This is a genomic window from Peptoniphilus gorbachii, assembly GCF_016908115.1.
Lineage (GTDB): Bacteria > Bacillota > Clostridia > Tissierellales > Peptoniphilaceae > Peptoniphilus_A > Peptoniphilus_A gorbachii.
On sequence record NZ_JAFBDH010000004.1, the window covers coordinates 171453 to 196788 of the forward strand.

Annotated in this window: 12 protein-coding genes; 3 read left to right on the forward strand and 9 right to left on the reverse strand. The window is 32.9% G+C overall.

The window, feature by feature from the left end:
- Positions 1 to 70: 70 nt before the first annotated feature.
- From JOD41_RS05460 to JOD41_RS05480, 5 genes are all read right to left on the reverse strand, one after another.
- A complete protein-coding gene (locus JOD41_RS05460) occupies positions 71 to 448 on the reverse strand; it encodes a hypothetical protein (RefSeq protein ID WP_205051920.1) in 378 nt (125 codons plus the stop codon).
- Complete coding sequence (locus tag JOD41_RS05465; RefSeq protein WP_205051921.1) at positions 438 to 13319, reverse strand: SpaA isopeptide-forming pilin-related protein; 12882 nt, start codon at positions 13317 to 13319, stop codon at positions 438 to 440. Before JOD41_RS05465 ends, JOD41_RS05460 begins: the two co-directional genes overlap by 11 nt.
- A gap of 941 nt (positions 13320 to 14260) precedes the next feature.
- Positions 14261 to 15514: an ABC transporter permease gene (locus JOD41_RS05470; protein WP_205051922.1), complete on the reverse strand. Its 1254-nt coding sequence runs from the start codon at positions 15512 to 15514 to the stop codon at positions 14261 to 14263.
- Entirely contained in the window at positions 15514 to 16197 is a 684-nt protein-coding gene (locus JOD41_RS05475; protein ID WP_205051923.1) for an ABC transporter ATP-binding protein, read from the reverse strand. The genes JOD41_RS05470 and JOD41_RS05475 overlap by 1 nt, the downstream gene beginning before the upstream one ends.
- On the reverse strand, positions 16187 to 18289 hold the full coding sequence (locus JOD41_RS05480) for an efflux RND transporter periplasmic adaptor subunit (protein WP_205051924.1): 2103 nt from the start codon (positions 18287 to 18289) through the stop codon (positions 16187 to 16189). The genes JOD41_RS05475 and JOD41_RS05480 overlap by 11 nt, the downstream gene beginning before the upstream one ends.
- Positions 18290 to 18462: 173 nt before the next feature.
- Here JOD41_RS05480 and JOD41_RS05485 point away from each other — a divergent pair, with 173 nt between their 5' ends.
- Positions 18463 to 19776 (forward strand): Na+/H+ antiporter NhaC family protein, encoded by a 1314-nt coding sequence (locus tag JOD41_RS05485; protein WP_205051925.1) that lies wholly within the window; start codon positions 18463 to 18465, stop codon positions 19774 to 19776.
- Positions 19777 to 19904: 128 nt separating this feature from the next.
- Positions 19905 to 21209 carry a Na+/H+ antiporter NhaC family protein gene (locus tag JOD41_RS05490; RefSeq protein ID WP_205051926.1) on the forward strand — a complete coding sequence of 435 codons (1305 nt, stop codon included), beginning with the start codon at positions 19905 to 19907 and terminating at the stop codon, positions 21207 to 21209.
- A gap of 42 nt (positions 21210 to 21251) precedes the next feature.
- Here JOD41_RS05490 and JOD41_RS05495 read toward each other — a convergent pair whose 3' ends face one another.
- Genes JOD41_RS05495 through JOD41_RS05510 form a run of 4 tightly spaced genes read right to left on the reverse strand, consistent with a single transcriptional unit; the run spans position 21252 to position 24723 of the window.
- Complete coding sequence (locus tag JOD41_RS05495; RefSeq protein ID WP_205051927.1) at positions 21252 to 21896, reverse strand: ABC transporter permease; 645 nt, start codon at positions 21894 to 21896, stop codon at positions 21252 to 21254.
- Positions 21889 to 22875, reverse strand: a complete 987-nt coding sequence (locus JOD41_RS05500) for an osmoprotectant ABC transporter substrate-binding protein (protein ID WP_205051928.1) — start codon at positions 22873 to 22875, stop codon at positions 21889 to 21891. Before JOD41_RS05500 ends, JOD41_RS05495 begins: the two co-directional genes overlap by 8 nt.
- Positions 22872 to 23510 (reverse strand): ABC transporter permease, encoded by a 639-nt coding sequence (locus JOD41_RS05505; RefSeq protein WP_205051929.1) that lies wholly within the window; start codon positions 23508 to 23510, stop codon positions 22872 to 22874. Before JOD41_RS05505 ends, JOD41_RS05500 begins: the two co-directional genes overlap by 4 nt.
- A complete protein-coding gene (locus JOD41_RS05510) occupies positions 23503 to 24723 on the reverse strand; it encodes an ABC transporter ATP-binding protein (RefSeq protein WP_205051930.1) in 1221 nt (406 codons plus the stop codon). Before JOD41_RS05510 ends, JOD41_RS05505 begins: the two co-directional genes overlap by 8 nt.
- Positions 24724 to 24851: 128 nt before the next feature.
- On the opposite strand from JOD41_RS05510, the gene JOD41_RS05515 reads away from it, so the two are divergent.
- Positions 24852 to 25196 carry an encapsulin-associated ferritin-like protein gene (locus tag JOD41_RS05515; protein ID WP_205051931.1) on the forward strand — a complete coding sequence of 115 codons (345 nt, stop codon included), beginning with the start codon at positions 24852 to 24854 and terminating at the stop codon, positions 25194 to 25196.
- Positions 25197 to 25336: the final 140 nt, after the last annotated feature.

The window sequence follows — 25336 nt, forward strand, 5'->3', positions numbered from 1 at the left end:
GCCACTCTCATCTTCATTAAATTTTATTTGCTCCCACTAAGGAGGGTGCCTCTTCTTATCTTTAATGCTATTAGTCATAAGAGCAACACCTTCTCTCACTTGCCTCTGGTGGGTTTTTCATAAGAGCCTTGCCCTCATAGATTTTAAAATCATTTAAGATAAGATGATTTCCCTTGTCCCTATAAGCTTTTTTCATAGGAGAACTTATCTTGTCCTTGTCACTACTCACAGTATAAGAACTTATTTTATCTTTGTAACTACTCAAAGCTTTAGAATTACTTTTGCCTTCCTTACTACTCAGCATCAGAAAATTTCTTTTGTCTTCGTAACTACTGGGCATTAGAAGATTTGCTTTGTCCTTGTTACTACTCAGCATAGGAGAACTTATCTTGTCATAGTTGCTACTCGCCATTAGAGGATTACTTTTGACCTTATAACTATTCATCATAAGATTCCCTCCTCTTTCTGCTGTAAACATAAGCCGCAGCAGTCATGAGTATCAAACCACTAACAGTAAAGATTAAAGTACCCATACCACCAGTCCAAGGATATTCCGCTTTTCTGTTTTCCACTTGGATTGGTTTTGGTGTTTCTCCCTCTTTTGTAGTTATCTCTACATATTCCTTTTCACCAGTAGGTGTGTCATTAAGATTTAAACTGAAATTCATCTTATCATAATAATATCTATCACCTACTTGTTGTATATCAACATCAATATTTAATGGTTTAACTATATTTTCATTCAACCTTCCAGTATATTCTATTACTATGGAGTTTTCTGTAAATATACCACTACTACTTGGATTAGGTTGTGTGTAATTACCTGTCCCTAACAAATCTACTATCTTATAATTAGGGATATTAGGCTTTGTTCTTCCACTAGTAGATGCTTCTTTAAAGTCATCTGGATTTAAATTGTTAATTGATTTACCTTTTTCTAAGATAGCATATTTAAATAGCTTTTTACCATTCTCAGTATCTATATGCCAATCATTTTCATAAAATCTAAGGTTTGTATCGTCTTTATCAAATAACCATTTTTTCTGTTCTGGATTTATTATGATTCTTTGCTTAAAGGTTTTTTCAGTTGGATTTACTTCAATTATTTCAGATTTAAGAAGACCTGCCTTTGTGCCGTCATCTTTTATCTTAGTTCCTTCAGCCGTTTCTCCAACCTTAGTTATGTCTGGAGCTTTTTCTTGAAGAACAGAAAGTTTTCCACTAGCTTTTCTAAACTCTTTTACGAATCCTGGTATCTTAGTATATCCCTTAGGGGCTTTTATTTCTTTAAGTGCGTAATCGCCATCTTCAGTAATATTCAAAGAAAACTTACCATTTTCATCTGATGAAACTGTTAGTGTTACGTCTCTACCATCAGAGTCTTTGACTTTATATGGTTGGTACTCATTTGCACTGTCTTTTTTCCAGACTTCAAACATTGCACCTTGTAGATAGATTTCTTTATTATCTCCATCTACTTTTTCAAATTGAATTCCTTGGTAGTTTATGATGTCAATTGGTATATTTCCATCTACTTCTTGGTAGGTCTTTTCTGTTCCAGATCCGTCGACCTTATTGACTGTAACTTCTCTGAAAATTCTTCCATTTTCATCTACCTTGAATATCGCTACAGGCTCTGTTGGCTTAATATAGTTTTTTGGTGCTGTTGTTTCTTCTAGTTTGTATAAACCTTGTCCTAGTTCTTTGTAGGAAATTAAACCGTCCTTATCAGTGGTCTTGGCTTCACCTTCAAATGACCAAGACTCTGTTTCATCCTTTTTATAAAGTTGGAAAATCGCATTTTTCAATATCTTTCCGCTTTCATCAACTTTCTTGAACTGAATTTTGTTAGTTGGGTTTACTGCTCTGATGTTAAGTTCAGCTTTTGCTGTATTATCATTGCCAAAGGCATATATTCCATCCCACCTATAAGCATTTGGATATTCATACCAATAACCATTAGATGTATATCCAAAGTAAAGTCCAGAGAAACCTTTATATTGCATTAGGTTACTTGTGTCAATCTTGCCTGTAACTTTTATTATCATAGATTGGTCTGAAGGGAACTTTCCTATATAATCAGCCCTAGTTTCATAAGCAGCTACATCTCCGAAGGATGTCGTTCCTTCATTTACTAGATTAGAATCATTTTCGTCAACTCCAAAGGACGCTGGCATGCTATCATATAGATAATAATCAGAATTGTAAGTTAAACTATACTTAGTAAATTTCAAATCTTTTACATTGGCACTTGGTTGGTATCTAAATGTCAAGTTAAGATTAGAATATTCTCTTTCTCTATTGATATAGAAGTAGTGGACAAATTCTCCTGTCTCGGAGTTAAAGCTTACAATTTTTGATGCCATATTGATATTGTTACCAGAGTCATCATTACCGTATTCTGTATCCACTACATAGTTAAAGTAAATATTTTTATACTTACTTGTATCACTACCTATTGATGTTCCAACTGATTGCCAGCCTGAATTTTTTACTCTATTAAGGGTTGGGTGAGCTGCCAAAGTGTTGGAGAAATCTTGTAGTGTGTATTGGTCAGCATATTTTGTGAATGTATAAGTTATAGTTCCAGCTTCTTTATCGTATTTTGCCTTGGCTATGGTACCTACACCATCTGCAAATAAGTCGAGGTTATCTTGTTCTCCCCTTCTTACACCTTCAAGGTCGATATTATCACTTAGTTTAAGAATGAAGTAATCGCCTGCGTTAATCTTTACACTTGGATCAATCTTATAATTATTTTCAATTCTAAAAGTTTCACCAGAGTGTGGGAATATTTGCTTAGGGTTATTAACAACATTATTGTTTTGTTGAGGTTGTACTACTTTAATAGTTGAACCAGTAAGTGTAATATTATTTGTCAAGTTTCTGCCACCTGAGCTTGTGTCATTAGCGTATGGGTCTAAGCCATCACCACCTACTGTGAAGTGCCATACTTGACCAGTGTTGATGTGTCCAGATACAGATTCCTCTTCTCTAAGTTCATAGTTACCTATTGGTAGACCATCAATGATTACTTCACCATTTTGACCTGTAGTTCCAGTGTAAGTTGCAGCAGGTTTTGGATTGCCTTTTTCGTCTTTTTCTAGACTCAATTTTGTAGCTACAAATTTTACTCCAGGTAATAATTTAGTAGTATCATCACCATATTTTGTAATCTTTACTTTACCTTGTCCTGGTACTTTGTTGATTACCTTACCAATATTCTTGGCTGTAGCTGAAGTTACAAAGTCTACAAGAGCCTTTGTCGCATCACTATTTACTACATTTGGTTTTAAACTGTCTTGTTTACTATCTATGGTTACATAACCATTGGCATTTTCAATGATTTTGCCTGTTTGTGGGTCTATTACTTTATTAGTTCCGTCTGTTTGTTTTTCTACTTGTAGACCTGACTTCTTATCATAAGTTTTGCCATCTGCTCTTGTTTCAGTTTCACCATGTGGATCAAAGGTATTGATTGTAAACTCAAGCAAAGTTCCATCAATTGCCCTATATCCCTTAGGAGGTGATACTTCTATTAATCTATAGCTACCTGGCTCTAGACGTCTAAATCCAAAGTAACCATTGAAGGCAGATGATACATAAGAATCATCTAAGTCATTCCAGAAGGAACCTTCCTTCTTTTGAAGTTTAAATACAGCGCCTTCTAGTCTGTTTGTATTGTCATCTCCACCTTCTCCGTGCTTTGAGAATGTAATGTTATAAACTTCCTTATCATTTGTTACTGACATACCTTCTTGTGGTATTGTTTCAAGTTTATCTGATGTGTATAGAGATGAAATATCAAGACTTGTATCTACATGAGCTGCTGGAGTTCCTGTTACTGAAGGATTGATTTTACCACCATAATATTTACTAGTTCCGACATAAGCTTCTTTACTTAATGCATTCTTATATTTTTGACCAGCTGGTTTATTATTAGCCCAATTATTTGCTTTAGTTGTGCCATTATATCTTTCAATCCAGTTTCTAAGTTCTATCATACCTCCTTGGTAAGATCCCTTTTCTTTATATTTGTAACCTACAGAAGGACCACCTTTATCGTAAAGTTGTTGGAACTCTCTTGCTCCATCATAGAAGTCGAAGTGAAGTTCGATTTTTCCTAGGTCTTCTTGTGGTATATCAGTTCTTTCATAAGGATCTTTAAGAACTGGTTCTTTACTTGGGGTTCTACCATCCTTTTTAGTGAAGTTGTAGTTAGTATCTATTGCCACTTCATTAGTAACTTTCTTATCTATAATAGATTGGTCGTAGTAACCTTCTATATCTATGAAGTAAACACCTGGTTCTAGGTTTAATATATCTTCATCAAAGCCCCAATCAAATGGTCTCCACCTAGCTGTATTTACTACAGATACATTAGGCTGTCTCAAATCGTATTGATTTAAAACATCATCCACTTTAACATTGCCTGGGTCTGTAATCTTATAAGTTGTTCTATAAGCAGTCTTTACACCTTCTGTAATAGTTACTGGAGGTAGTCCTGGTCTATCTATTTCTTCTCTCTTGTGTTCAGGTTTAATTTGTAGATTTACAGTTTTTCCATAATTTCTAGTATCTACATATAGTCTTTGTACAAAAGTCTTAGAAGTTGTGTCAATACTCTTTACAATTGATTTGTATTTAATTTTTCCACTTAGATTATCAGCTGCTGTAGCTTTCTCTGATGTCAAGAAAGATGAAGATGTAGCTTCTGGACCGCTCTTCTTAATAACAAGTTGTCCATTTACTTCTTCTACTTTGATATGCCATGGAGCTGCAGCTTTTTTAAATCCAATAGGTGCCTTTGTTTCAGTAAGAGTATATTTGCCGCCCTTTGTAAGCTTGATATGTTTGTTATTTGCATCTACAAATACTACATTACCATCTTTATCTGATGTAGCTGTTGCTAATATAGATTCTTCTCCATCTTTTTGAATTGTAAATTTTGCACCTTCAAGAGGTCTTCCATTGTTGTCCTTTTTAGCTATTTTAAGTTCAATACCTGTTTGCTTGTTATTTATTATAGCTGCGCCATTAGTTGGGATTTCTGTTCCTAAATCAAGCTGTTTAAATGTAGCTGCTACATTTACTTCGCCATCTGGCATTATAAATGTGTAAACACCATTAGTTGCAGTAAGAGCAGTTCCATTCATAGTTACACTTTGAGTTTCAAATCCGTCAGCTGGTGTAACTGTTAAATTAACAGTTTCTCCAGCTGCTGCAGAAGTTGGATCTGCAATTACACTACCATTTTGAATATCACTTGCAATTGTTACACTGTATTTTTTAGGTGTTGGTGGTGTTTTTTGTTTAAATGTTGCATAAACCACTACATCAGAAGCTGGCATTTCAAATGAATTATTTTCTATAGTATGTTCACTTGTAGATAGTCCATCTCTATAATATAGCTTATCAATTACATAGTCCTTATTTGGAGTAATAGTCAAGTTTACTACATCTCCAGATTTTATATTTTCATTTGGATTTGCAGTTACTGTTCCATTGTCTTGTGGGCTAAATGTTACTTTGTACGTTTTTTCAGGAATTTTTTCAAATTCGGCAGAAATTGTAACATCTGATGCTGGCATAATAAAGGTGTTATTATTTATTGTTACATTTCCACCCTTGGCATCTGTAACTTTTAGACTATTTTCTTTTAGTCTATAACCTGTTTTTGCTTGTACATTTAATGTTATTGTTTTTCCTGCTTCAGAACTTGCTGGACTTGCTGTTACAGATCCTACTGTAGAAGAGTATCCCTTGATACTATATTCCTTTTTAACATCTATATTTACATACTTCGCATCTGTGAATCTTTGTGATGCATATTTTATAGGTGAGGCTGAATAAGGTTTAAATTCCATACCCATACCAGCTTCGCCAGTTTGTGGATATGAATATTCTACTTCTATAACAGTTTTACCATCTTGGTATCCATCTAGTTTGATTTGATAGCCTGTAAGAGTCTTGCCACCATTGTTATAGTCAAAGAACTTGGCATCTTTCCAAGATTTATTAATTCCACCAACTTTTACGCTGTTAACCTTAAAGTCAAAAGTATTTTTTGTATTTCGAGTACCGCCATTGATAGTTCCTTCATAAGGCTCTGTACGGAAGGAAAATACTGGTGATGATGCGCCCTCCTTTATTTCGAATATTTGTCTAAACTTACCTTGAGTTTTATTTACTTCAGTTATTCTTGTAGTAATCCAAGTACCGTCATTACCTCTAGTGTAGTACTGACCCCTTGATTTACCAAGGTCAACTGGCTCCCATCCATCTGCTCCTGCTCTTTGTGCTTCTGGAGCCTTCTCTTCTGACATTTCAAGTCCACTATTGTCCGCTGGGTTTATTCCTTCTGCTGCTTTAGCTTGAACTGTATATGCTGCCATACCAAGTTCTTTACCATCTAAAATATTTTTCTTAGTAAGAGAATAATTGTCGTAGATTGCATTTAATTTTCCATCTACAATTTCTTCTTTCTTTTCTGCTTCAGTCTTAAGGACAAGTGGTTCTTCAGGGCTCTTTATATTTTCACCATACATATATGACTTTAGAGCAAGTTTATAGTTATCTGTGCTTATACCAAGCCTTTCTTCTGGACTAAGGTTTACAACCATTGCTGCATTATTAATAGTGTCTGGATTATTCACCTTATAATAAACTTTTCCTTCTTTAGTTACTGTTACAGTCCATGTTGCATCAGTTTTTTCATAACCTGGTGCAGGAGATGTTTCTGTCATAGTATAAGTTCCTGGTTTTAATCCATTAAAGGATATTATCCCATCAGAACCAGTGGTTTTAGTTATTTCTTTTCCACTGTCTCCAGGGCCTACTAATTTAAAGCTTGCCCCTTCAATTACTTGAGTTCCTGTACCATCAATTACTTTTTTAAGTTTGAAGCCATAACTTTTTATATCATTTGTTACATCGAGGGAATTTTCTGAAACATAAGAACCGATGATTCCACCTGATTGCGACATTACTGGGTCAGCTTCTTTAATTATGGATGCCTTTTCGTAGTAGTCAGACTTCCAATAAGTTGTACCATTTTCAGTCCAATCCATTCCTAGACCAACTCCACCATCTTCATCCTTATATGGAACTTTGACATCAACTACTAATGGCTTATCAGTAGCAGGGAAGTCTAGTTGTAACCTTTGTGGTTGATTTGCATGGCTAGTATCTGTAAATTTACTTACCTTATCAGTAATGTCTGTTGCCCCATATTCTGCAAGTCTTATGTCTTGGATTATTCCAGTAACAGGCTTATTTAGCTCAAATACTTGATAATCTGTTCCTGCTATTGCACTTCCGTTGTACCAATCCATATTTTGATAGTTTGGTTTTTCTCTATGGATAGTAGCAGTTGTAGGGTCAAGATTTAATGATTCTGGATTTATTACAAATCTTTGGATGACGTATTTTTTATCTCTATTTATACCGACAATTCTTGTACCTAGCTTGTATGGTGTTGGTCTTTTCTCAGTCCAATCAGTAAATCTATTGTCTGAAAGACCATTCCAGCCGTCTAGAGATCTTCCTGCGACATTAACCCAATTAACTCCTTCTTTTTCTAGGATTGAGTTTAATGTTGGAGTTGTGCCAGAACTTTCTCTATAGTTATATACTTTTTTATTTCCCTTGTCATCAATTACAAGTACCCATTTTTTGTTGGATTTGTTATATCCTGCTGGTGCTGCTGTTTCTTCGATTACATAAGTTCCTTTAGTTAGTGAACCAAATTTTACTATACCATTTATATCAGAAGTCTTTTCTACAGCTGTGAAAGTTGTATCATCTTGTTTTGTAATCTTAAATGTCGCTCCTTGAAGGGCTTTATCATCAGAGTCTTTTTTGTAGACAATAAAGTCTGTGCCAGATGGTTTGTTTGCTACTGGAAGTATGATAGTCTTACCAGTTAAAGGCTCGTCTGTTTCGCCAAGAGCAATTTCTGTAATTGAAACAATGCCACTGTCATAGACCACAACTTGCCATGTTTTGTCTGACATTGTATAGCCATCAGGTGCCTTGTTTTCTTTTAGTGTGTATCTTCCTGGTTCTAAATCATTAAATTCAACTATACCTTCATCATCACTTGGTCTATAAATTACATCTCCAGCTTGGTTTCTTAATTCAAAAACTGCCCCTTTAAGATTTTTAGATGTGTCAGTCTCGTCCGTTTTTTTGATTTTAAAGTTACCTGGTGTATAAGTTTTATTTATTAATTTTACTTTTTGTGTGTAGTATTTTGGTAATTCTTGACCAGTTTCTGAACCTATAGCCCAGTTGTAGTTACCTTTTTGGTAGGATGCTGTGTGTCTAGATCCTTGAGAAAGGTAATAACCACTCCACAAGTTTTTAAATCTTTGCTCATCAGTAACCTTAAAGGTTTGGATAACTACATAACCTTCGTTATTATTTACTCTAGGTAGGGATATTTCTAGTGGGTGTCCTTCGTGTCCACCGTCTAAAAGTCTTTCAGAAGATTTAAGATTTTCTGGTTTATATTCTACTCTATAAGTTCCATCATAATCTGAAAATCCTTTGTTACTAGCATTTATTCCAGATTTTGAATACACTAGGTTGTAATTATTTGGATCTTGTTCAGGTCTGATACCATAGGATAATGGCATAAGTCTTTGTTTTTCACTCTGACTTCCATAAACTTTGTAAACCTTAATATCGTCAATACCAAAGGCTGGATATCCATTAGCGCGATAGTTTTCAATAGATGGTGGTTGAGGTCTGTTCATTGATAACCAATCATATCTTAATTTTCTTGGTCCACTAGATTCTGCTATTGGATTGTAATAAGATACTGCCTTTAGGTAAATATTTCCATCTGATCCCTTGTAAACATCTGTTATATATTCACTTGTTAGTGGTCCACTTCCACCTTGAGAGTCGTAAGAATAGTAGTCGGTCTTAATATTTACAGGTAATACTTTTTTATTTGCTGTGCTTGCATTTGGATCATCTGGATCTAGGGTTATTGTAAAATTATATCCATTAGTTTTATCAGTTTGTGTTGCATAAAACTTGTCTGGTATTATACCGATGATTTCAACTTGTGTATTGACAGTATTTTGTACATCAGCTGTGAATACATATGTCAACAGATTAGTTTCATAATTAAAGTATGGCTTTGCTATTACATTGCCGGCACCATCTTTTAGTTTTGGCATTTCATAGACATATCTCTTGAAATCTAGGTGAGGGTCAAATTGGATTTTGAAACGTCCGCCTTTTTTGGCATTGCTTACTGTAAAAGTTGATTTGTATCTATAAGATTCAATACCGTAGGCTTCCCAAATTCCTTCTTGTGTACCAAGACGACCATCAGCTGGTTGAGATTGTTTTTCTTGTAGAATCATGTATTGTTGTACATTTCCTACTTTTATTGGTTGTTCTTGTTGGCTTGCTTCAACATCCTCTAAGATATAATCTATACCATTGATAGGAGTACCATTGCCATCTTTAAATCTTGCCTTATAAGTTACTTTGCCATCTTCAGCTACATTTACATCAAAGATAACATTGGATTTTTTGTAATTTTTTGGTGCTATACTTTCTTCTATTGTATAGTTACCTGGATTTAATTCTCCAAAGTCTGCAAGACCATTGGCATCTGCTAATACTGTGCTAATATCATTGCCCTTAGAGTCTTTTAATACAAATGTTGCATTGGATAAAACAGTTTTATCTTCTTTTATCTTTGTAACTTGTACCTTCGCTTTAGGAAAGGCTTCATTTGTTATAGTTAGGATTATAGGATCTTTACCTCCAGAAGGATCGCTTGGGCCCGTGCTTGAAGTTTTATCTGATAATCCTACACTTGTTTGGATTCTTGCTTCATCAGCAACATTCTTAGTATCTGTTAACCAGTCATAAGAAAATGTTGGAGTTGCTCCCTGTGATTTATTACCTGTAACTTTTACTAGGAATCCCCAGTCGTTGTTAAATCTAGCTGATGGGAATTTGATTTGGTAGCCAGTTTTATTAGTGTAAGTATCTGTTACTGGGTCATTTCCTGTAATAACATTTTTAGAGCCAGCGTTTAAAACATTATTTCCTGTAATAGTATTTGCGTTTTGATTTTGCATAGCAGAAAACACTGATGATCTTGTATTGTATCCAGTGGTGCCATCTGGGGCTACATCTATTACTTCTACTTTGGAAATTGTTCCACCATTAAGATTTAGATTTAATCTAGTGTTTTTGTCTGTACCATTTCCGCCATCGTCAGATTCTGGTTTTAGATAAATATAAGATACAATATTTCCCTTTTGGTCAACATTACCGTAGTGCATTGAGTTCATATAAGATGCATATCGTGGGTAATATTGGTGGTGAGCTGTTTCTGTATCAATAGTTCCACCACTAGCTGCAATATTATTTCCTGTTACAGAGATTGAACCAGTTTGAGAAACCTCAATTTGCTTTGGACTTTGGTCTATCTTATATCCTTCCGGAGCTTTATTTTCTATAAGAGTATAAGTTCCTGGACTTACATTAGAAAAGCTTGCTCGACCATTACTATCAGTTACAAGTTCTATTGTTTCCTTTGGACTTTGTAATGTGAATTTTGCCCCTGCTAAAGGTTTTTTGTCCTTGCTATCAGTTTTTAATATTGTAAAGTCTGCTTCTTTTTCATCCGTAGATTCTTGCATAATGTTGTAAATTTGGAAGGCTTTATCTTCTAGGGTGTAGTTGTTGTATTTTTCCTTGTAAGAATAAGTTTTTCCATTAATTTTTTTGTCTGCTGGAAGATTTTGAACTACCTTGTGGTTAATTCTTGTTTCGTTACCATCATTATCAATGTTCCAATACTTAACTTCAGATAGATTTATTTTTCTATCTGCTACTCCTGGTTGACCTTCATCTACGCTAAAGGATTTTAATTTTGTTCCTTCTTGGTCTTGTACTTCGAAGCCCTGTGCCGGCATCTTTTTGTCAGAAGTTATACCTGCCCATGTTTGATTAATCTTTAAGTCTTGGTATTTATTGATGTTAACACCAGAAAGTGAATAACCTTGTTCAGATTCTTTTATATTAGTGTCAAATTCATAAACTGCAATTCTACCTGGAAATTGCTCGCCGGTTGGGTTAGTTCCTTGAGCCGGAATGGTTTTATTAAGATCTGTTACATCTTGTTTAACCACCATTTTACCAGTTGCTGGGTCCAAACCATATACTGCAACCTTAGATGAAGTTAAAGCTTGTTCTCCTGATAGATTTCTTGTTGCTAAAGGGAATCCCTTAACTGTATCTCCAGTTGATACTCCATCTGTTACAGTCCATTTTGCAGTATTTTCGCTGGCAAATTCACCTAAGATTGTTGTCCTATTGTTCATTCCAACACGCTTAGATGTTTTTTCTTTTATTGTCTCATCGTTAAAGCCCTTGTCAAAAAGAAGTCTAACTGCACCAGTTTTTTTTCTAGCTTGAAGGGCTACAGAGAGGTCAATCATGTACTTAGACTGTACGTTGTTTACTTTTGTCCTGAAGTTAAACTTTGCTTCCTTCATACTAGTTGAAAGCTTGTGATTCTTGGAAGCGATTATACCGAACTTACCTTCAATATCATTTGTTGATAAGTCGTTCATGCTAACATTATTATCATTTAATAGGATATTTTCAAATTGTCCTAAGCCGGATCCCTTTACTAGGGTTGCGTTAGATACAAGACCTAATTCTTTTAAATCCACATTAGATGAAAATTTAACTTGCCAATCAATTGCCACTAATTTTCCATTTTCAATGATTGGGCTTCCCTTGGCATCCATGTAAACTTTGTAGTCTTTACCTTGGTCAACAATTTCCAGTACGTTATTAGATTCTGGTTCAATTATTGTGTTAAGTACATTGCCATCATTGTCCACAACTGTTTCTGGTAAATTTACTGCTTTTGTAACACCAATTCCTGTTATTGAGTTTTTGATAGAGTGCTTTGTTCCATCTTTATCTAGTTCATTAATTTTTGCGATATTGTAATCTACATCAATGTTTAACGGTATTTGTAAGTTCTTGTTTATATCTCTCGTTAAAGTATAGGTAATAGAATTTGTATTCTTATTATATGAAGGTGTCGCAATGATTTGTCCATTATCTAATATGGTAGGAAGAACTGTTCCGTCTTTTACCATAAGTCTATCATCAAGTTTTATAGTAAATGATTGTCCTGCTTTTATAGGGCCAACAATAGTTGATGTGTCAAATCTAGTTTTGATTGTGAACTTTTTATTTTCTAAACCAATTTCTGGTGCTGCCCTAAAGAACATAAATCTAGGACTTTCTTCTTGATACTCTTCAAGAGTTTTTAATCCTATTGCTTCTTCCTCTGCAGTTAAAGGTTGAGGAATTAGAATTCCTTTTCTTTCTGTGTTCTTGTCAAGATCACTAATTTCTAATTCTGCATCTTCTTCTGCTGCGTCTTCTTCTAGGCCCTTTGTTGTTTCATCATCTGCAAAGAAGTTTTTGATTTTATCTAGTAAGCCATCTTCTTCTTTTTCTTCTGTATTTGTTTTTTCTTCTAATGTATTTGAATTTTCCTTGTTTAGACTAAGTTCTGATTTTTCATTTTTTAAGTTTTCGACTTTTATTTTTATTTTTATATCTTTAAGACCTTGACTTGATAGTGTCAATTCACTAGATCCAAAGATACCGTCTTTTATTTCTTTATTTACGATTATCTTTTTGTCTCTTAAAATATCATCGTAGTTTAAAGTTTTCTTTCTGCCGTCATAATCTTCAACTTCTATAAGTAAGCCTGTGCATTCAAGTTTGCCGTCTTTGTAGACTGCTTTTCCTCTGTTTTTAATTTTCCAAGACTTGTAGCCTTCCTTTACGGCTTCCTTTGTATTTATATTTACATTTTCATTGGATCTTGCATTTTCTTCTGCTATCTTTGCCTTTTCCAATGCCTTATCATATTTTATTTGTGCATTTTCTTCTCTTTGTCTACCCGCTTCTATTATTGTATTGTCTGGTTCTTTTTGTGGAGAACTTTGTTTTGCAGGAACTTCAAGTATTGTTGTGCCCTCTTTTTTTGCTGGCGTCTCTTGAATATTTTTTGTTTCTTTCTTTGGTGTCTCTTTTACACCAGGCTCATTAAAAAGCCCTTCGGTTGCACTATTTTTTGTCCTAGTATTTTTGCTCGTATTATTGTTTGAATCATTTTCAAAAGAGTAAGTCACTCTCTCTTTTTCTGCTTCTGGAAGCAAGGCTGCTGATACAGCAACTGGACTAAAGACCTCCAAAACCATTAATAATGCCAATATTAAACTCATAATTCTTTTCGACATGTTATTCATAATTACTCTCCTATCTAAATCAGTCTTTGTCTATACTAGGATTTTATATATACTCTAGTATTGTTATATATATAATAATACAACGATAATAAAGTATCAATACTTTTTTTTGTAAATTATGACTTAAAAATGGCTTTAATCTGTCATTTTTTATGAATTTTTCATACTCGGTTTTTTCTGATCATTTATATATTTATATTGATAATGCTTATTCCCTTACTAGAATCCCTTAAAATTAGCTATTGGATATATTTTTATATTTATTAATGATAATGGAATGATTATTTGCAAATGTTTTTTTGTATTTATTTTATACATTTTTTCTTTTTAAAAAAATATATACATGCTCTATTTTTCAACATTATTAATTTACTTTGCTAGCTTGTTTTTTTAGTTTTTTTTATTAATTTTTATAATAAAAGTTAAAAATTCTTAAATTTCCCCTAATTTTTCTGTTAAGTTAAGATTAAATTTTTCTATTTTATGTTTCATGTCTGCTTTTTAAATTTAATTTTAATTTAATATTAAGTGGCTTTTGTAATATTTCTATAAAATTTCTTTCTGCTAATTTTTTTCAATGTTTTTCCTAATTTTTTATTCTCCATGGCTTTTTTTAATTTTATATTTAATCTTCTTTTAATTTTTAATCTATAAAAAATAAGAGCTTTTATAAAATTTAATAATTTACCTTAAATTTTTATAGATATCTAAGTTATATTAAAAATATTTTTTTCTTTATCATCTTTTATTATTTTTTATTATTACATACAATATCTAGCTATATAATAGAAGGAATTTACAAAATGTACTATATAATAGAAGGAATTTACAAAATGTACTATATAATAGAAGGAATTTGATTTTTTATTTAATTTTTCTCCCATAAAAAAAGTCTTTACTATTTTTCAGTAAAGACTTTTTGTTTTGCTTTTAATTTTATTTTATTCGTATCTCAAGGCTTCTATTGGATCCATTTTTGCTGCCTTATTGGCAGGATAGTAACCGAAGAAAATTCCTATTAACATTGAAAATCCTACTGCCACAACTATTGCTCCAATTGAAGGAAAGGTCCTTGCCTTTAAAAGACTAGAGCCTACTAATCCTATTAAGGTGCCAAGTCCTATGCCAAAAATTCCTCCGATTATGCAAATTATTACTGATTCTATAATAAACTGCTTTCTGATATCTTTTTGTCTTGCCCCCAGTGCTTTTCTTATGCCTATTTCCTTGGTCCTTTCTGTAACTGATACAAGAAGTATATTCATAACTCCAATGCCACCTACTAAAAGGGATATGGCTGCTATGGCTCCTATTGCAATTTGAATTGAACTCATAGCGCTATTCATCTGTGCTATTTCAGTTTTTGCTGAATAATAGGCTACTTCTGCTCTTGGATTGTCTCTGTAAAATTTTGAATTTAAGTCATCTACAATATTTTTTGCATCTTCTTCTATGGTATCTGGGTTTTTTAAGGTCATGGCAACATCATAGTAAACTGTTCTTGGCTCACTTAATAGTTCTCTATCCCCTGTTGTCCTTGGTATATAAATTGTTGAATTTGATCCATTTAAGGATTGACCCATTACTGACATTTCTTCATATTTGTAGACGCCAATAATTGTTGCAACAATTAATTTTCCATTTGTTTCAATTTTTGTCTCTCTTCCCAAGACTTCTGGTGCCGGCACTTTATAGGTTTTTTCCAAAACTTTATCTGATATTACTGCTACAGATTTGCCACGGATAACATCTTCATCTTTTAAAAATCTGCCAGCAATCATTTTTAATTTAAAAATATTTTTTTCCCCTGCTGATGTGGAAACTATAGATACTGCTTCTTTGTTTCTGCCTTCTTTTACATAGCCTTGACCACTTGCTCCATGATAAATTAGTTGGTCAATGGTCCTTCCCTTTTGAGCTTCTAAGTAATTTATTATATTTTCTGTAAAGTAATCACTTTCACTAAGGTCTCCTGAGTCGTAATCTGAATTTTTTGCCTTTACATAAACTTGGACTGCTGTGTTTGCTATGGAGTCAAAGGCCTTATTCACTGATTTTGTAAGGGCATCGCCAATAGTTGTTATGCCAATTACTGATGCAATTCCTATTATTATGCCAAGCATGGTCAAAAAAGACCTTAATTTGTTGGACTTTAAGCCCTCTAAGGAGAGTTTTACTGTTTCTAATAAATCCATTAAATCTCCTCCAAATTTCCGTCATTCATTTTATAAATTCTTGTTGCTTCTTTTGCAAGTTCAAGATTGTGAGTGATGATTATTATGGTCCTCTTTTCAACTTCGTTTAGCTTGTGAAATAAATCCATAACAGTTCTACCAGTTTTTGAGTCCAAGGCTCCTGTTGGCTCGTCTGCCAAAATTATGTCGGGATTATTTGCCATGGACCTAGCTATTGCCACCCTTTGTTTTTGTCCACCAGATAATTCATTGGGAAGATGATTCATTCTATCCTTCATGTCAACTATTTCAAGGAGCCTTTCTGCTCTTTCTGCCCTCTCTTTTTTTGGTATACCTGCATAGGTCATGGGTAGTTCTACATTTTTAAGGGCATTTGACCTTGGTATTAGGTTAAAATTTTGAAAGACAAAGCCAATTTTTTTGGAACGATAGGAGGATAATTCGCTGTCCTTTAGTTTTGATATGTCCACTTTATTTAATTCATAATAGCCTGATGTCTGTCTATCTAAAAGTCCAATTATGTTCATAAGTGTTGACTTGCCTGAACCTGATTGACCAACTACAGAGACAAATTCGCCCTCATTTACATCAAAATTTATGCCATGAAGTATTTCTAATTCATTTTCTTTGCCAATGTTAAAGGACTTTTTTATTGCCTCCATTTTTATTAGATTATTTTTCATTTTTTTCTCCAGTTTTTTTATCTCCTAGAGAATCTTCTATTTTTACAATATTTCCTTCTCCATATCCTCCAGATGTGGCAAGAATTTTATCCTTTTCCTTTAAGTTTTTAGATTTTATTGCAGTTTCTGCGTCATTAGATAGTCCAAGATTTACTTCAACTTTTTCAACTTGATATTTGTCTTTTCCCATTTCCTTTAAAGCAAGTACATAATTTTTGCCATCTCTTTCAAAAATTGCATCTGTTGGCACTTTAAAGGTGTCTTTTTCTTGGCTTAAAATATATTTTACTCTAAGGGTCATGCCTGGAGCTAATTTTATATTTTGTCCTTCATTTATTTCTATAACTGTTTTATATAATACTTCTCCACTTTTATTTTCTTCTGAAGTTGGCATTGGCACTGGATCTATGGAAATCACCTTGCCCTTATAAGTTTCGCCCATAACTGAGTCTGATGTGATTTCTACATTTGTGCCCACTGATACAGAATTTTTGTCATATTCTTTTATTTGTGATTCAATTCTTAAAGTGTCAATAGTTTCAATTTTTGCCACTGCCCCTGCTGGTGCTTGACCTTTTTTTGCATTTACTTCTGTAACTGTTCCATCAACTGGTGCTTTTATCAGAACTTTTTCCAATTCTTTTGTCAAATTTTCAATTTCTACATTATCTAAATTATTTACGCCAGCCCTTGCCGTTTTTAAATTGTCAGATAGGCCAGAAATTTCATTTGCCACTTGTACTTTTGTGGATTCAAGATTTTTCTTGGCACTTTCGTAGTTATCTCTAGCTGTTTTTACATTTTGTTCCAAAGTTTTTAATTCGTCATCTCTTGCTTTTTGTGATTTTAAAACCTTGTCGGCATCGGCATAAATGTCTTCCTTTGCTTTTTTTACTTCAAGTTTTGTTGCGTCAATTTGTTTTTCTTGTGCCTCTAATTCTTTTTCCAAGGCATCGGCTTCTGATGTGTACTTTTGCTGATCAGCTTTGACATTTGCAAGGTCTTCTGAAATTCTATTTACTTCAATTTCAACTTCGTTTTGTGTCCTTGTAAGTCTATTGATGTTTTCATTTGCTGATTTTTTTATTTCGTCAAAGTTTATTGCTTCTATTGCATTTTGATTTTCTATAATATCAGAATTAACTTGTGCTAAGTCATTTTTTATCTTAGTTAATTTTTCTTGACTTTTTTCTTGTGACTCCTGTAAAGTTAATTGATCTTTTTTTGCTTGAAGTGCAGACTTTTCAGACTGTAAACTTGCTAGTCTTTCTTGTGCTTCAGAAAGTCTACCCTGTTCTTCTTTTATAGAAATTCCAAGTTCAGTTAATCTTCTCTTTTCATTATCAAGTTCATTTTGCAAATATGCACTTTGCCTTGACTTGTCAGAAGCCATGGCACGGTTGTCAGTTATTTTATTTGCATTTTTATTAAGGTCATCTTGTAACTGCTTATATTTTAAATCTGTTGCCTCTTCTTGATAAGCAAGATTTTCTCTCGTATTTCTCTCTTGAATTATTCCTTGATTATATCTTTCATCAAGACTTCTTTTGAAATCATCATAAGATTTTTGTGCAGAAAGATATTGGTCCATGGCTTGTGTAAGAGAAGTTTCAGCAGCTACTAGGGCTGGGTTTTTGCCAGAATCACGTCCACTAATTGCTTCTGATAATCTTTTTTTTGCAGCAAAAATTTGTGCAGAGAGATTTTTTTCTGTGGCAGATTTTTGTGCCCTTCTTGACTTTAACTGTTCTTCTATAGACGATGAATCAAGCTCTGCTATAATATCGCCCTTTTTTACCTGATCTCCAACCTTTACATTTATATTAGTAATAGAAAGTGGTTTTTCTGCAAAAACTTCAAGGGAATTAGAAGGAACTACCCTTCCCTTTTCTGAAACAGAATTTGTCACGCTGCCCTTTTTTAAGGTAACAACTTGATTTACAGATATAACTTCCCCTGTGTTTTTGCCTAACTTTCCTGAAATTAATTTAAAAATCAAAAATATAGTTGCTATTAATAGCAAGGCGAATATTATTTTTGTGATTTTATTTTTAAAAATTATGTTTTTTGCCTTTATGTATAAATTTTTCATATTTACCTCCGAATTCAATTATATAGTAATCTTGTTTGCCTTTGCAATAGTAATAGACTGCACATTTCTTAAATCTTTATTAAAATTTCATAAATTTTCTATCACTTTAACTTACATTATAAAAAATTATATATAAAGATGAAGTTAAGTTATAATAAATTAGAGGTGATTTTTTGTTAGAACTTGGAGTCCTATTACTTTTTATGATAAATTTATTTATTGCAATTATTTTTAATTTTTCAATTGTCTATGCCCTATTTACAAATTTAGTCCTACTAATAATTTATGCTTTTATAAAAAATTATTCTACAAGAGAAATTTTTCAAATGATAAAAATGGGCCTTATGGAAACAAAAACAGTTTTAGCAGTCTTTTTCTTAATAGGCATTATAACTGGCATTTGGAGGCTTTCTGGCACAATCGCCTACATAATATATTATGGTACAAGTTTAATCTCTCCTAATTTTTTTTATGTGGGAATTTTTATTTTTAATTCTTGTATTTCTCTTTTAACTGGAACAAGCCTTGGCACAGCCTCAACAGCAGGCATAATTTCAATGTCAATTTCTAATGCTATGAATTTTAATCCCCTTTTAACTGGCGGTGCAATTTTATCAGGCTGTTATTTTGGCGACAGGTCTTCTCCCATGTCTACCTCTGCCCTTCTCATTGCCACTTTGACAAGGACAAATCTCTACACAAACTTAAAAAATATGTTTAGAACCTGCATAATTCCATTAATACTCACTCTTATAACTTTTCAAGCCTTTAATTATGGGACAAGTGCTAGGGTGAATTCTCAAATAGTAAATTCTATTGCCGAAATTTTTAATTTCAATTTTCTACTTGTGATCCCAACCCTATCCATAATAATTCTTTCTGTTTTAAAGGTAGACATAAGATTAAACATGATAATTTCAATTATCTTATCAATAATTTTTGCAGCCTTATTTCAAAATAGAAGTGCCCTAGAGATTTTAAATTCTCTGATTTTCGGCTTTCATATAGAAGAAGAGGCAGGCAAACTCATTAACGGCGGTGGACTACTTTCCATGAAGAAGATGATTTTAATTGTGGGTATATCTTCTGGTTACTTTGGCTTTTTTAAGAGGACAAATCTTTTATTTGCAGTAAAAAAATACGTGAGAAAATTATTTATAAACTTGCCAGATATGGTAGTTATGTCAATAATTTCTCTTATTATAGCTTGTTTTAGTGCAAATCAAACTCTTACTTCAATGATAACCTATGAAATGGCAAGAGAAAATTATGATGACAATTATAAACTTGCTCTTGATCTTGAAAATTCTGCCATAATGACACCTCTCTATGTGCCATGGAATATAACAGGCAGAACACCTATGGAAATGGTTTCTGGTCCTCTTGCCGCCATATTATTTTCTTTTTATCACCACTATATTATTTTAGTTAATTGTATAGTATCTAGTCTTGAATTTAAGAAAAATAAAAAAAATAAAGCTCTTTAAGGCTCAGGATTTCTCCTGAGTTTTTTCATTTTACTTTATTCTAATAAGCTTTTATAAAAATTTAATTTTAATCAATAATTTATTAAAAAATCTTTCTAAATACCTTATAATAAGTTAGAGGTGATTGGATGCTAGAGATAGCAGTCTTATTATTATTTATTTTATTTTTATTTTTGGCAATAATTTTTAATTTTTCAATTGTTCTTGCTCTTTTTGCAAATTTAATTTTGCTTTCAATATATGCTTACATAAAAAAATTCTCCTTAAAGGAAATATGGAATATGGTTTTTCTTGGCATAAAAAGTGCAAAAACTATTTTAATTGTATTTTCTCTTATAGGTATGATTACTGGTATATGGAGATTATCTGGGACTTTGGCTTATATAATTTATCATGGCACAAGTTTTATTTCTCCCAAGTTTTTTTATGCCGGAGTTTTTATTTTTAACGCCTCAATATCGCTTTTAACTGGAACAAGTTTTGGCACATCCTCAACTGCTGGTGTAATTTCTATGTCAATATCAAATGCCATGGGCTTTAGTCCCCTAGTAACTGGAGGGGCAGTTTTATCTGGTGCATTTTTTGGTGACAGGTCTTCTCCTATGTCAACATCTGCACTATTAGTTGCTACATTAACGGGAACAGATTTATATAATAATATAAAAAATATGTTTAGAACTTGCCTTATCCCCCTTATCCTTACAGTTATAACTTTTCAAATTTTTAATTTGGGAATAGATGCCAAGGTGGATAGACACAGCATAGAAGCTATAAGAAATATTTTTAATTTCAATCCCTTACTTATGATTCCTACGATAACTATAATTGTCCTTTCAATTTTTAAGGTCAATTTAAAAATAAATCTTATAATTTCTATTACAATTTCAATATTTTTTGCAGCAATTTTTCAGGAAAAAAACGCTCTAGAAATTTTAAATGCTCTAATTTTTGGCTTGCACTTAGATTCAGAAGCTGGCAAATTAATTAACGGCGGTGGCTATATTTCTATGTTAAAAATGCTCTTAGTGGTTGGAATTTCTTCAGGATATTTTGGGATTTTTAAAAGCACAGATTTATTAGTAGGCGTGAAAAAACATGTGAAAAAATTATTTCTTAAATTTCCAGATATGCTTGTCATGGAAATTATGTCTATTATTATTTCAGTTTTTTCTTCCAACCAAACTCTTTCTATAATGCTAACTTATGAAATGGCAAGAGAAAGTTATGAAGATGAATCAAAATTGGCACTAGATATAGAAAATTCTGCTGTCATGACATCTGCCTATATCCCATGGAATATAGCTGGTAGCTCGCCTATGGAAATGATAGGAGCTCCAATAGTTGCAGTTTACTTTTCTTTCTACCATCATTATATTGTCCTTGTAAATACAATTTTTTCAATTATTGATTTTAGAAAGAATAAAAATCAATAAAAATAAAAACTCAGGCTATCCTAAACCTGAGTTTTTTTTAATTTACACCTTGGTAAAAGTTCTTGGCGTTAATTTATTTTCTATTATTCCAAGTAAAAAGTCTGCCAAAACTGCCATAAGGGCTGTTGGAATTGCTCCTGCAATTATTATTGGACTTCCACTTGCTACTGTTATTCCTCTAGTTATTATATCTCCAAGTCCACCAGCACCTATGAAAGTTCCAACTGCTGTTACTCCAATGGCAAGAACTAAGGCATTTCTTATGCCACCCATTATTATTGATATGGCAAGGGGAAGTTCTACTTTTGTCATTAGCTGTAATTTCGTCATGCCCATGCCTGTAGCTGCATCAACAAGTTCTGGCGTTACAGAATTTATTCCTGAAACTGTGTTTTTTAATATTGGAAGGATTGCGTATAAAAATACTGCAAAGACCACTGTATTTGGTCCTGTTCCTATTAAAAACATGAGAATGGCTAGCATAGCAAGGGAAGGAATTGTCTGCATTACATTGGCAATACTAATAGTAAGTCTTGAAAGTTTTCTTTTTCTTGCAACAAAAAATCCAAGGGGAATTGCTATTATTGATGCAAATAAAACTCCATATATAGAAATTAGAAAGTGTCTAAGAAACTGTTCAAAGACATAAGAGGCATTTTGTGTATAGTACATTATTACTTCAGACATTTTTTCCTCCTTCCACAAATTCTTTGTATTCTTTTATTTTATTTTTGTCGACTTTTATGTCTTCAAAATAATTATTTTTCTTTAAAAAGTTTTCTGCCACTTTTTTTGGCATTTCTAAATCTTCATCAGCTTGTCTATTTAATTCCTGCATAGTTTCTGAAGAAATTTTACCAACAAGTTTCATTATTGTTTCTTCTACTTCTGGATATTTTTCTACTATTGCCTTTGATGCTACTGGTGAGCAATCATAAGGTGGGAAAAGTCTTTTGTCGTCTTCTAATACTACTAAATCATAAGATGAAATTTTTCCGTCAGTAGAATAACCAAGGACTACATCCATTTCTCCACTGGCAAGAGCTGTGTAGACAAGACCTATATCCATGGGATAGATTTCTTTAAAATCAAAACCATAAATTTCTTTAAAGGCCTTATATCCGTCTCCCTCTCTTTTTATCCAAGCTGTGTCAACTCCAAGGCTGACTTTGTCTTTTAATTTTTCAAGATCAGAAACTTTTTTTACATTATTTTCTTCTGCAAACTTTTTTGTAACCATAAAGGCATAGGTGTTGTCAAAGCCAAAGGATGGATACCAGTATCTCTCCCATCTCTTGTAATATTCTTTCATTACAACTTCTTCTGCTTTTTTAGGATCTTTTATTGGCTTCATACCAAGTTCCCCACTTAGGGCTGTTCCTGTATACATGGCGCCAACAACATTTACATCTCCCTTTAACATGGCTATGTGATTTAAAACTGATGATGACAAATTAGTGATTAAAGATACATCAAGATCTGTATCGTGTTCAATCATTTGCTTTACAATTTCGCCTAAAATTTGTCTTTCAGTGTTTGATCCTGTTGCTACAACTACATTTGTCTTTGTGTTTCCACCAATGCCTGGAAGTGTACAAGATGTTAAAAAGATTGGCAGGATTATAAATAGTAAAATTATCTTTTTTATTTTATTTATTTTTTTCATTCTGCCACCCCACTTGTCTTGTTAGGTGAAAGTTTATCTTCAAGTATGCCAAAGAAGAAGTCCACTATTATTGCCATTATGGTAACAGGAATTGTTCCCCAAACAACCATTGGCATTATGGCATTAGTAAGCCCATTAAAAATAAAATCTCCTAGTCCGCCTGCACCAACATAAGATGCAAGTGTTGTCCATGCAAGGACATAAATGGCAGAAAGTCTAATTCCACTCATTATTACTGGCATAGCCATGGGTATTTGTACTTTTAATAAAATTTGAGACCTTGTCATGCCCATGCCCTTTGCTGCATCTATTAATTTGTCATTTACTCCTGCTATTCCAAGATAAGTATTTCTCAAAATTGGAAGTAATGAATAAATAAAAAGTGATACTATGGCAGGTTTTTTTCCAACTCCAAAAATTGGAATCATAAGAGCCAAAAGGGCAAAAGAAGGCACAGTTTGTAGGACTGATGCTATTGCCATTACAACTTTTGCAAGTGTCTTTGATCTTGTTAAAAATATTCCAAGAGGAACTGCTATTAAGACTCCAAAAAATAGTGAAATTGATGCAATAAAAAGATGCTCCAAGGACTTTGATAAAATTTCTGTGCTATTAGTCATTAAGAAATCAATCATTATCTTCACCTATCTTCTTAGAGGATTCTCCTGATGCATCCTTCATAAGTTCAGATAAATTGTCATCTTCATAAATTTCTTCAACTTTTTCTTCATCTTCATTTTCCCAAAGATTTGTATAAATTGTATCTACTACAGAAGCTCTAGTTACAAGTCCAACAAGTTTATTTTCAGAATCAACTACAGGAAGATTTTTTATATCTAAATTATAAATGTCACGAATGGCATTCATTATCACTGTATTTTCTCTTATGGCATAGCCCTTTTCCATAACTTCATCAAGAGATTTTATTTTTTTACCAAATCGACCAATGTCAAACATACCCACAGCTCCAAGAAGATGATTTTCTTCGTCTGTAACAAAAATTGTGTCTACTCTTCTCTTTCTCATAAGAGCAAGGGCATCATAAGTCGACCTATCTTTTGTAAGGGAAACTGGGTTTTTTAACATTATAGTTTCTACAGTTCTATAAGATGTCTTGGCTTCGTTTAATTTTTCTTCACCAAGCATATCTTCTACATACTTGCTCTTTGGATTTTTCAAAATATTTTCTGGTGTGTCAAATTGTTCTACATGACCCTTTTTCATAATTACAATTCTATCTGCAAGAGTAAGTGCTTCGTCCATGTCATGGGATACAAAGACTATGGTTTTTCCCATTTCCTTTTGTAGTCTTTTCACAAGTTTTTGTAGGGCATCTCTTGTTATTGGGTCAAGAGCTCCAAAGGGCTCATCCATTAATATAATGTCTTGATCTGCTGCAAGGGCTCTTATAACTCCAATTCTTTGTTGTTGCCCTCCAGATAATTCTGAAGGATATTTATCTAAGTAAGAAAGTGGTAAGTCGACTTTTTCAATTAAATTTTCTGCTATTGGTCTAAGTTTTTCTTCGTCCCACTTTAAAAGTCTAGGTACAAGTACAATATTGTCATAGACTGTCATATGTGGCAAAAGCCCAATTTGTTGAATAACATAGCCAATTTGCCTTCTAAGGTCAACTGGATCCATTTCCTTTATATTTTTGCCATTTATTAAAATTTCTCCGCTAGTAATGTCATTCATCCTGTTGATCATTCTCATGCAAGTAGTCTTGCCCGATCCACTGGCTCCAATAAAACATATAAATTCTCCATCTTTAAATTTTAAATTTATGTTTTCAGCTGCAACCTGATTGCCGGGATAGATTTTACTGACATTTTTAAATTCTATCATTTCAATCTCTCCTTTTCTCAGTCTTTTTCTATTATACCCCAAAAAAGACATTTTCAATTTTTTGTTTATTTTAAAGACTTTAGGGTTATCTTCTAATTAGAAGATTGTATTTTTTTAAGGAGGATATTATGGCTAACGATTATCATGAACCGGCAGCGGAAATGACAAAGAAATCTAGAGAAATTATTAGAGCGATTAATTCACTAAAAGAAGAAATCGAAGCAGTTGACTGGTACTATCAAAGAGTCGCTGTAACTGATGACAAGGAATTAAAGGAAATCATGTGGCACAATGCTGAAGAAGAAATTGAACACGCAATGATGACACTTGAATGGCTTCGCCGCAACCAAGAAGGCTGGGACGAACAAATGAGAACTTACTTATTCTGCGAAGGAAATATTTTGGAAGCAGAAGAAAAAAGTAAAGAAGAAGATGAGAAAGAAGACAAAAAAGATAAGAAAAAGAAAAAATAATTTTTCTTAAAATTTTCCAATAAAAAACTGCTTAGAGAATAATTTTGATATGTACCCTCTTTACTGGACAAACCAGTAAGGAGGGTATTTTTTATGAAATATAGTTATGAATTTAAAAAAGAATGTGTACAGTTGTATAG

Bases quoted from the DNA above. Each gene is read 5' to 3' on its own strand.
- JOD41_RS05515 (WP_205051931.1), top strand. From the start codon at position 24,852: ATGGCTAACGATTATCATGAACCGGCAGCGGAAATGACAAAGAAATCT.
- JOD41_RS05465 (WP_205051921.1), bottom strand. From the start codon at position 13,319: ATGAATAACATGTCGAAAAGAATTATGAGTTTAATATTGGCATTATTA.
- JOD41_RS05460 (WP_205051920.1), bottom strand. From the start codon at position 448: ATGATGAATAGTTATAAGGTCAAAAGTAATCCTCTAATGGCGAGTAGC.
- JOD41_RS05510 (WP_205051930.1), bottom strand. From the start codon at position 24,723: ATGATAGAATTTAAAAATGTCAGTAAAATCTATCCCGGCAATCAGGTT.
- JOD41_RS05505 (WP_205051929.1), bottom strand. From the start codon at position 23,510: ATGATTGATTTCTTAATGACTAATAGCACAGAAATTTTATCAAAGTCC.
- JOD41_RS05490 (WP_205051926.1), top strand. From the start codon at position 19,905: ATGCTAGAGATAGCAGTCTTATTATTATTTATTTTATTTTTATTTTTG.
- JOD41_RS05480 (WP_205051924.1), bottom strand. From the start codon at position 18,289: ATGAAAAATTTATACATAAAGGCAAAAAACATAATTTTTAAAAATAAA.
- JOD41_RS05500 (WP_205051928.1), bottom strand. From the start codon at position 22,875: ATGAAAAAAATAAATAAAATAAAAAAGATAATTTTACTATTTATAATC.
- JOD41_RS05495 (WP_205051927.1), bottom strand. From the start codon at position 21,896: ATGTCTGAAGTAATAATGTACTATACACAAAATGCCTCTTATGTCTTT.
- JOD41_RS05475 (WP_205051923.1), bottom strand. From the start codon at position 16,197: ATGAAAAATAATCTAATAAAAATGGAGGCAATAAAAAAGTCCTTTAAC.
- JOD41_RS05470 (WP_205051922.1), bottom strand. From the start codon at position 15,514: ATGGATTTATTAGAAACAGTAAAACTCTCCTTAGAGGGCTTAAAGTCC.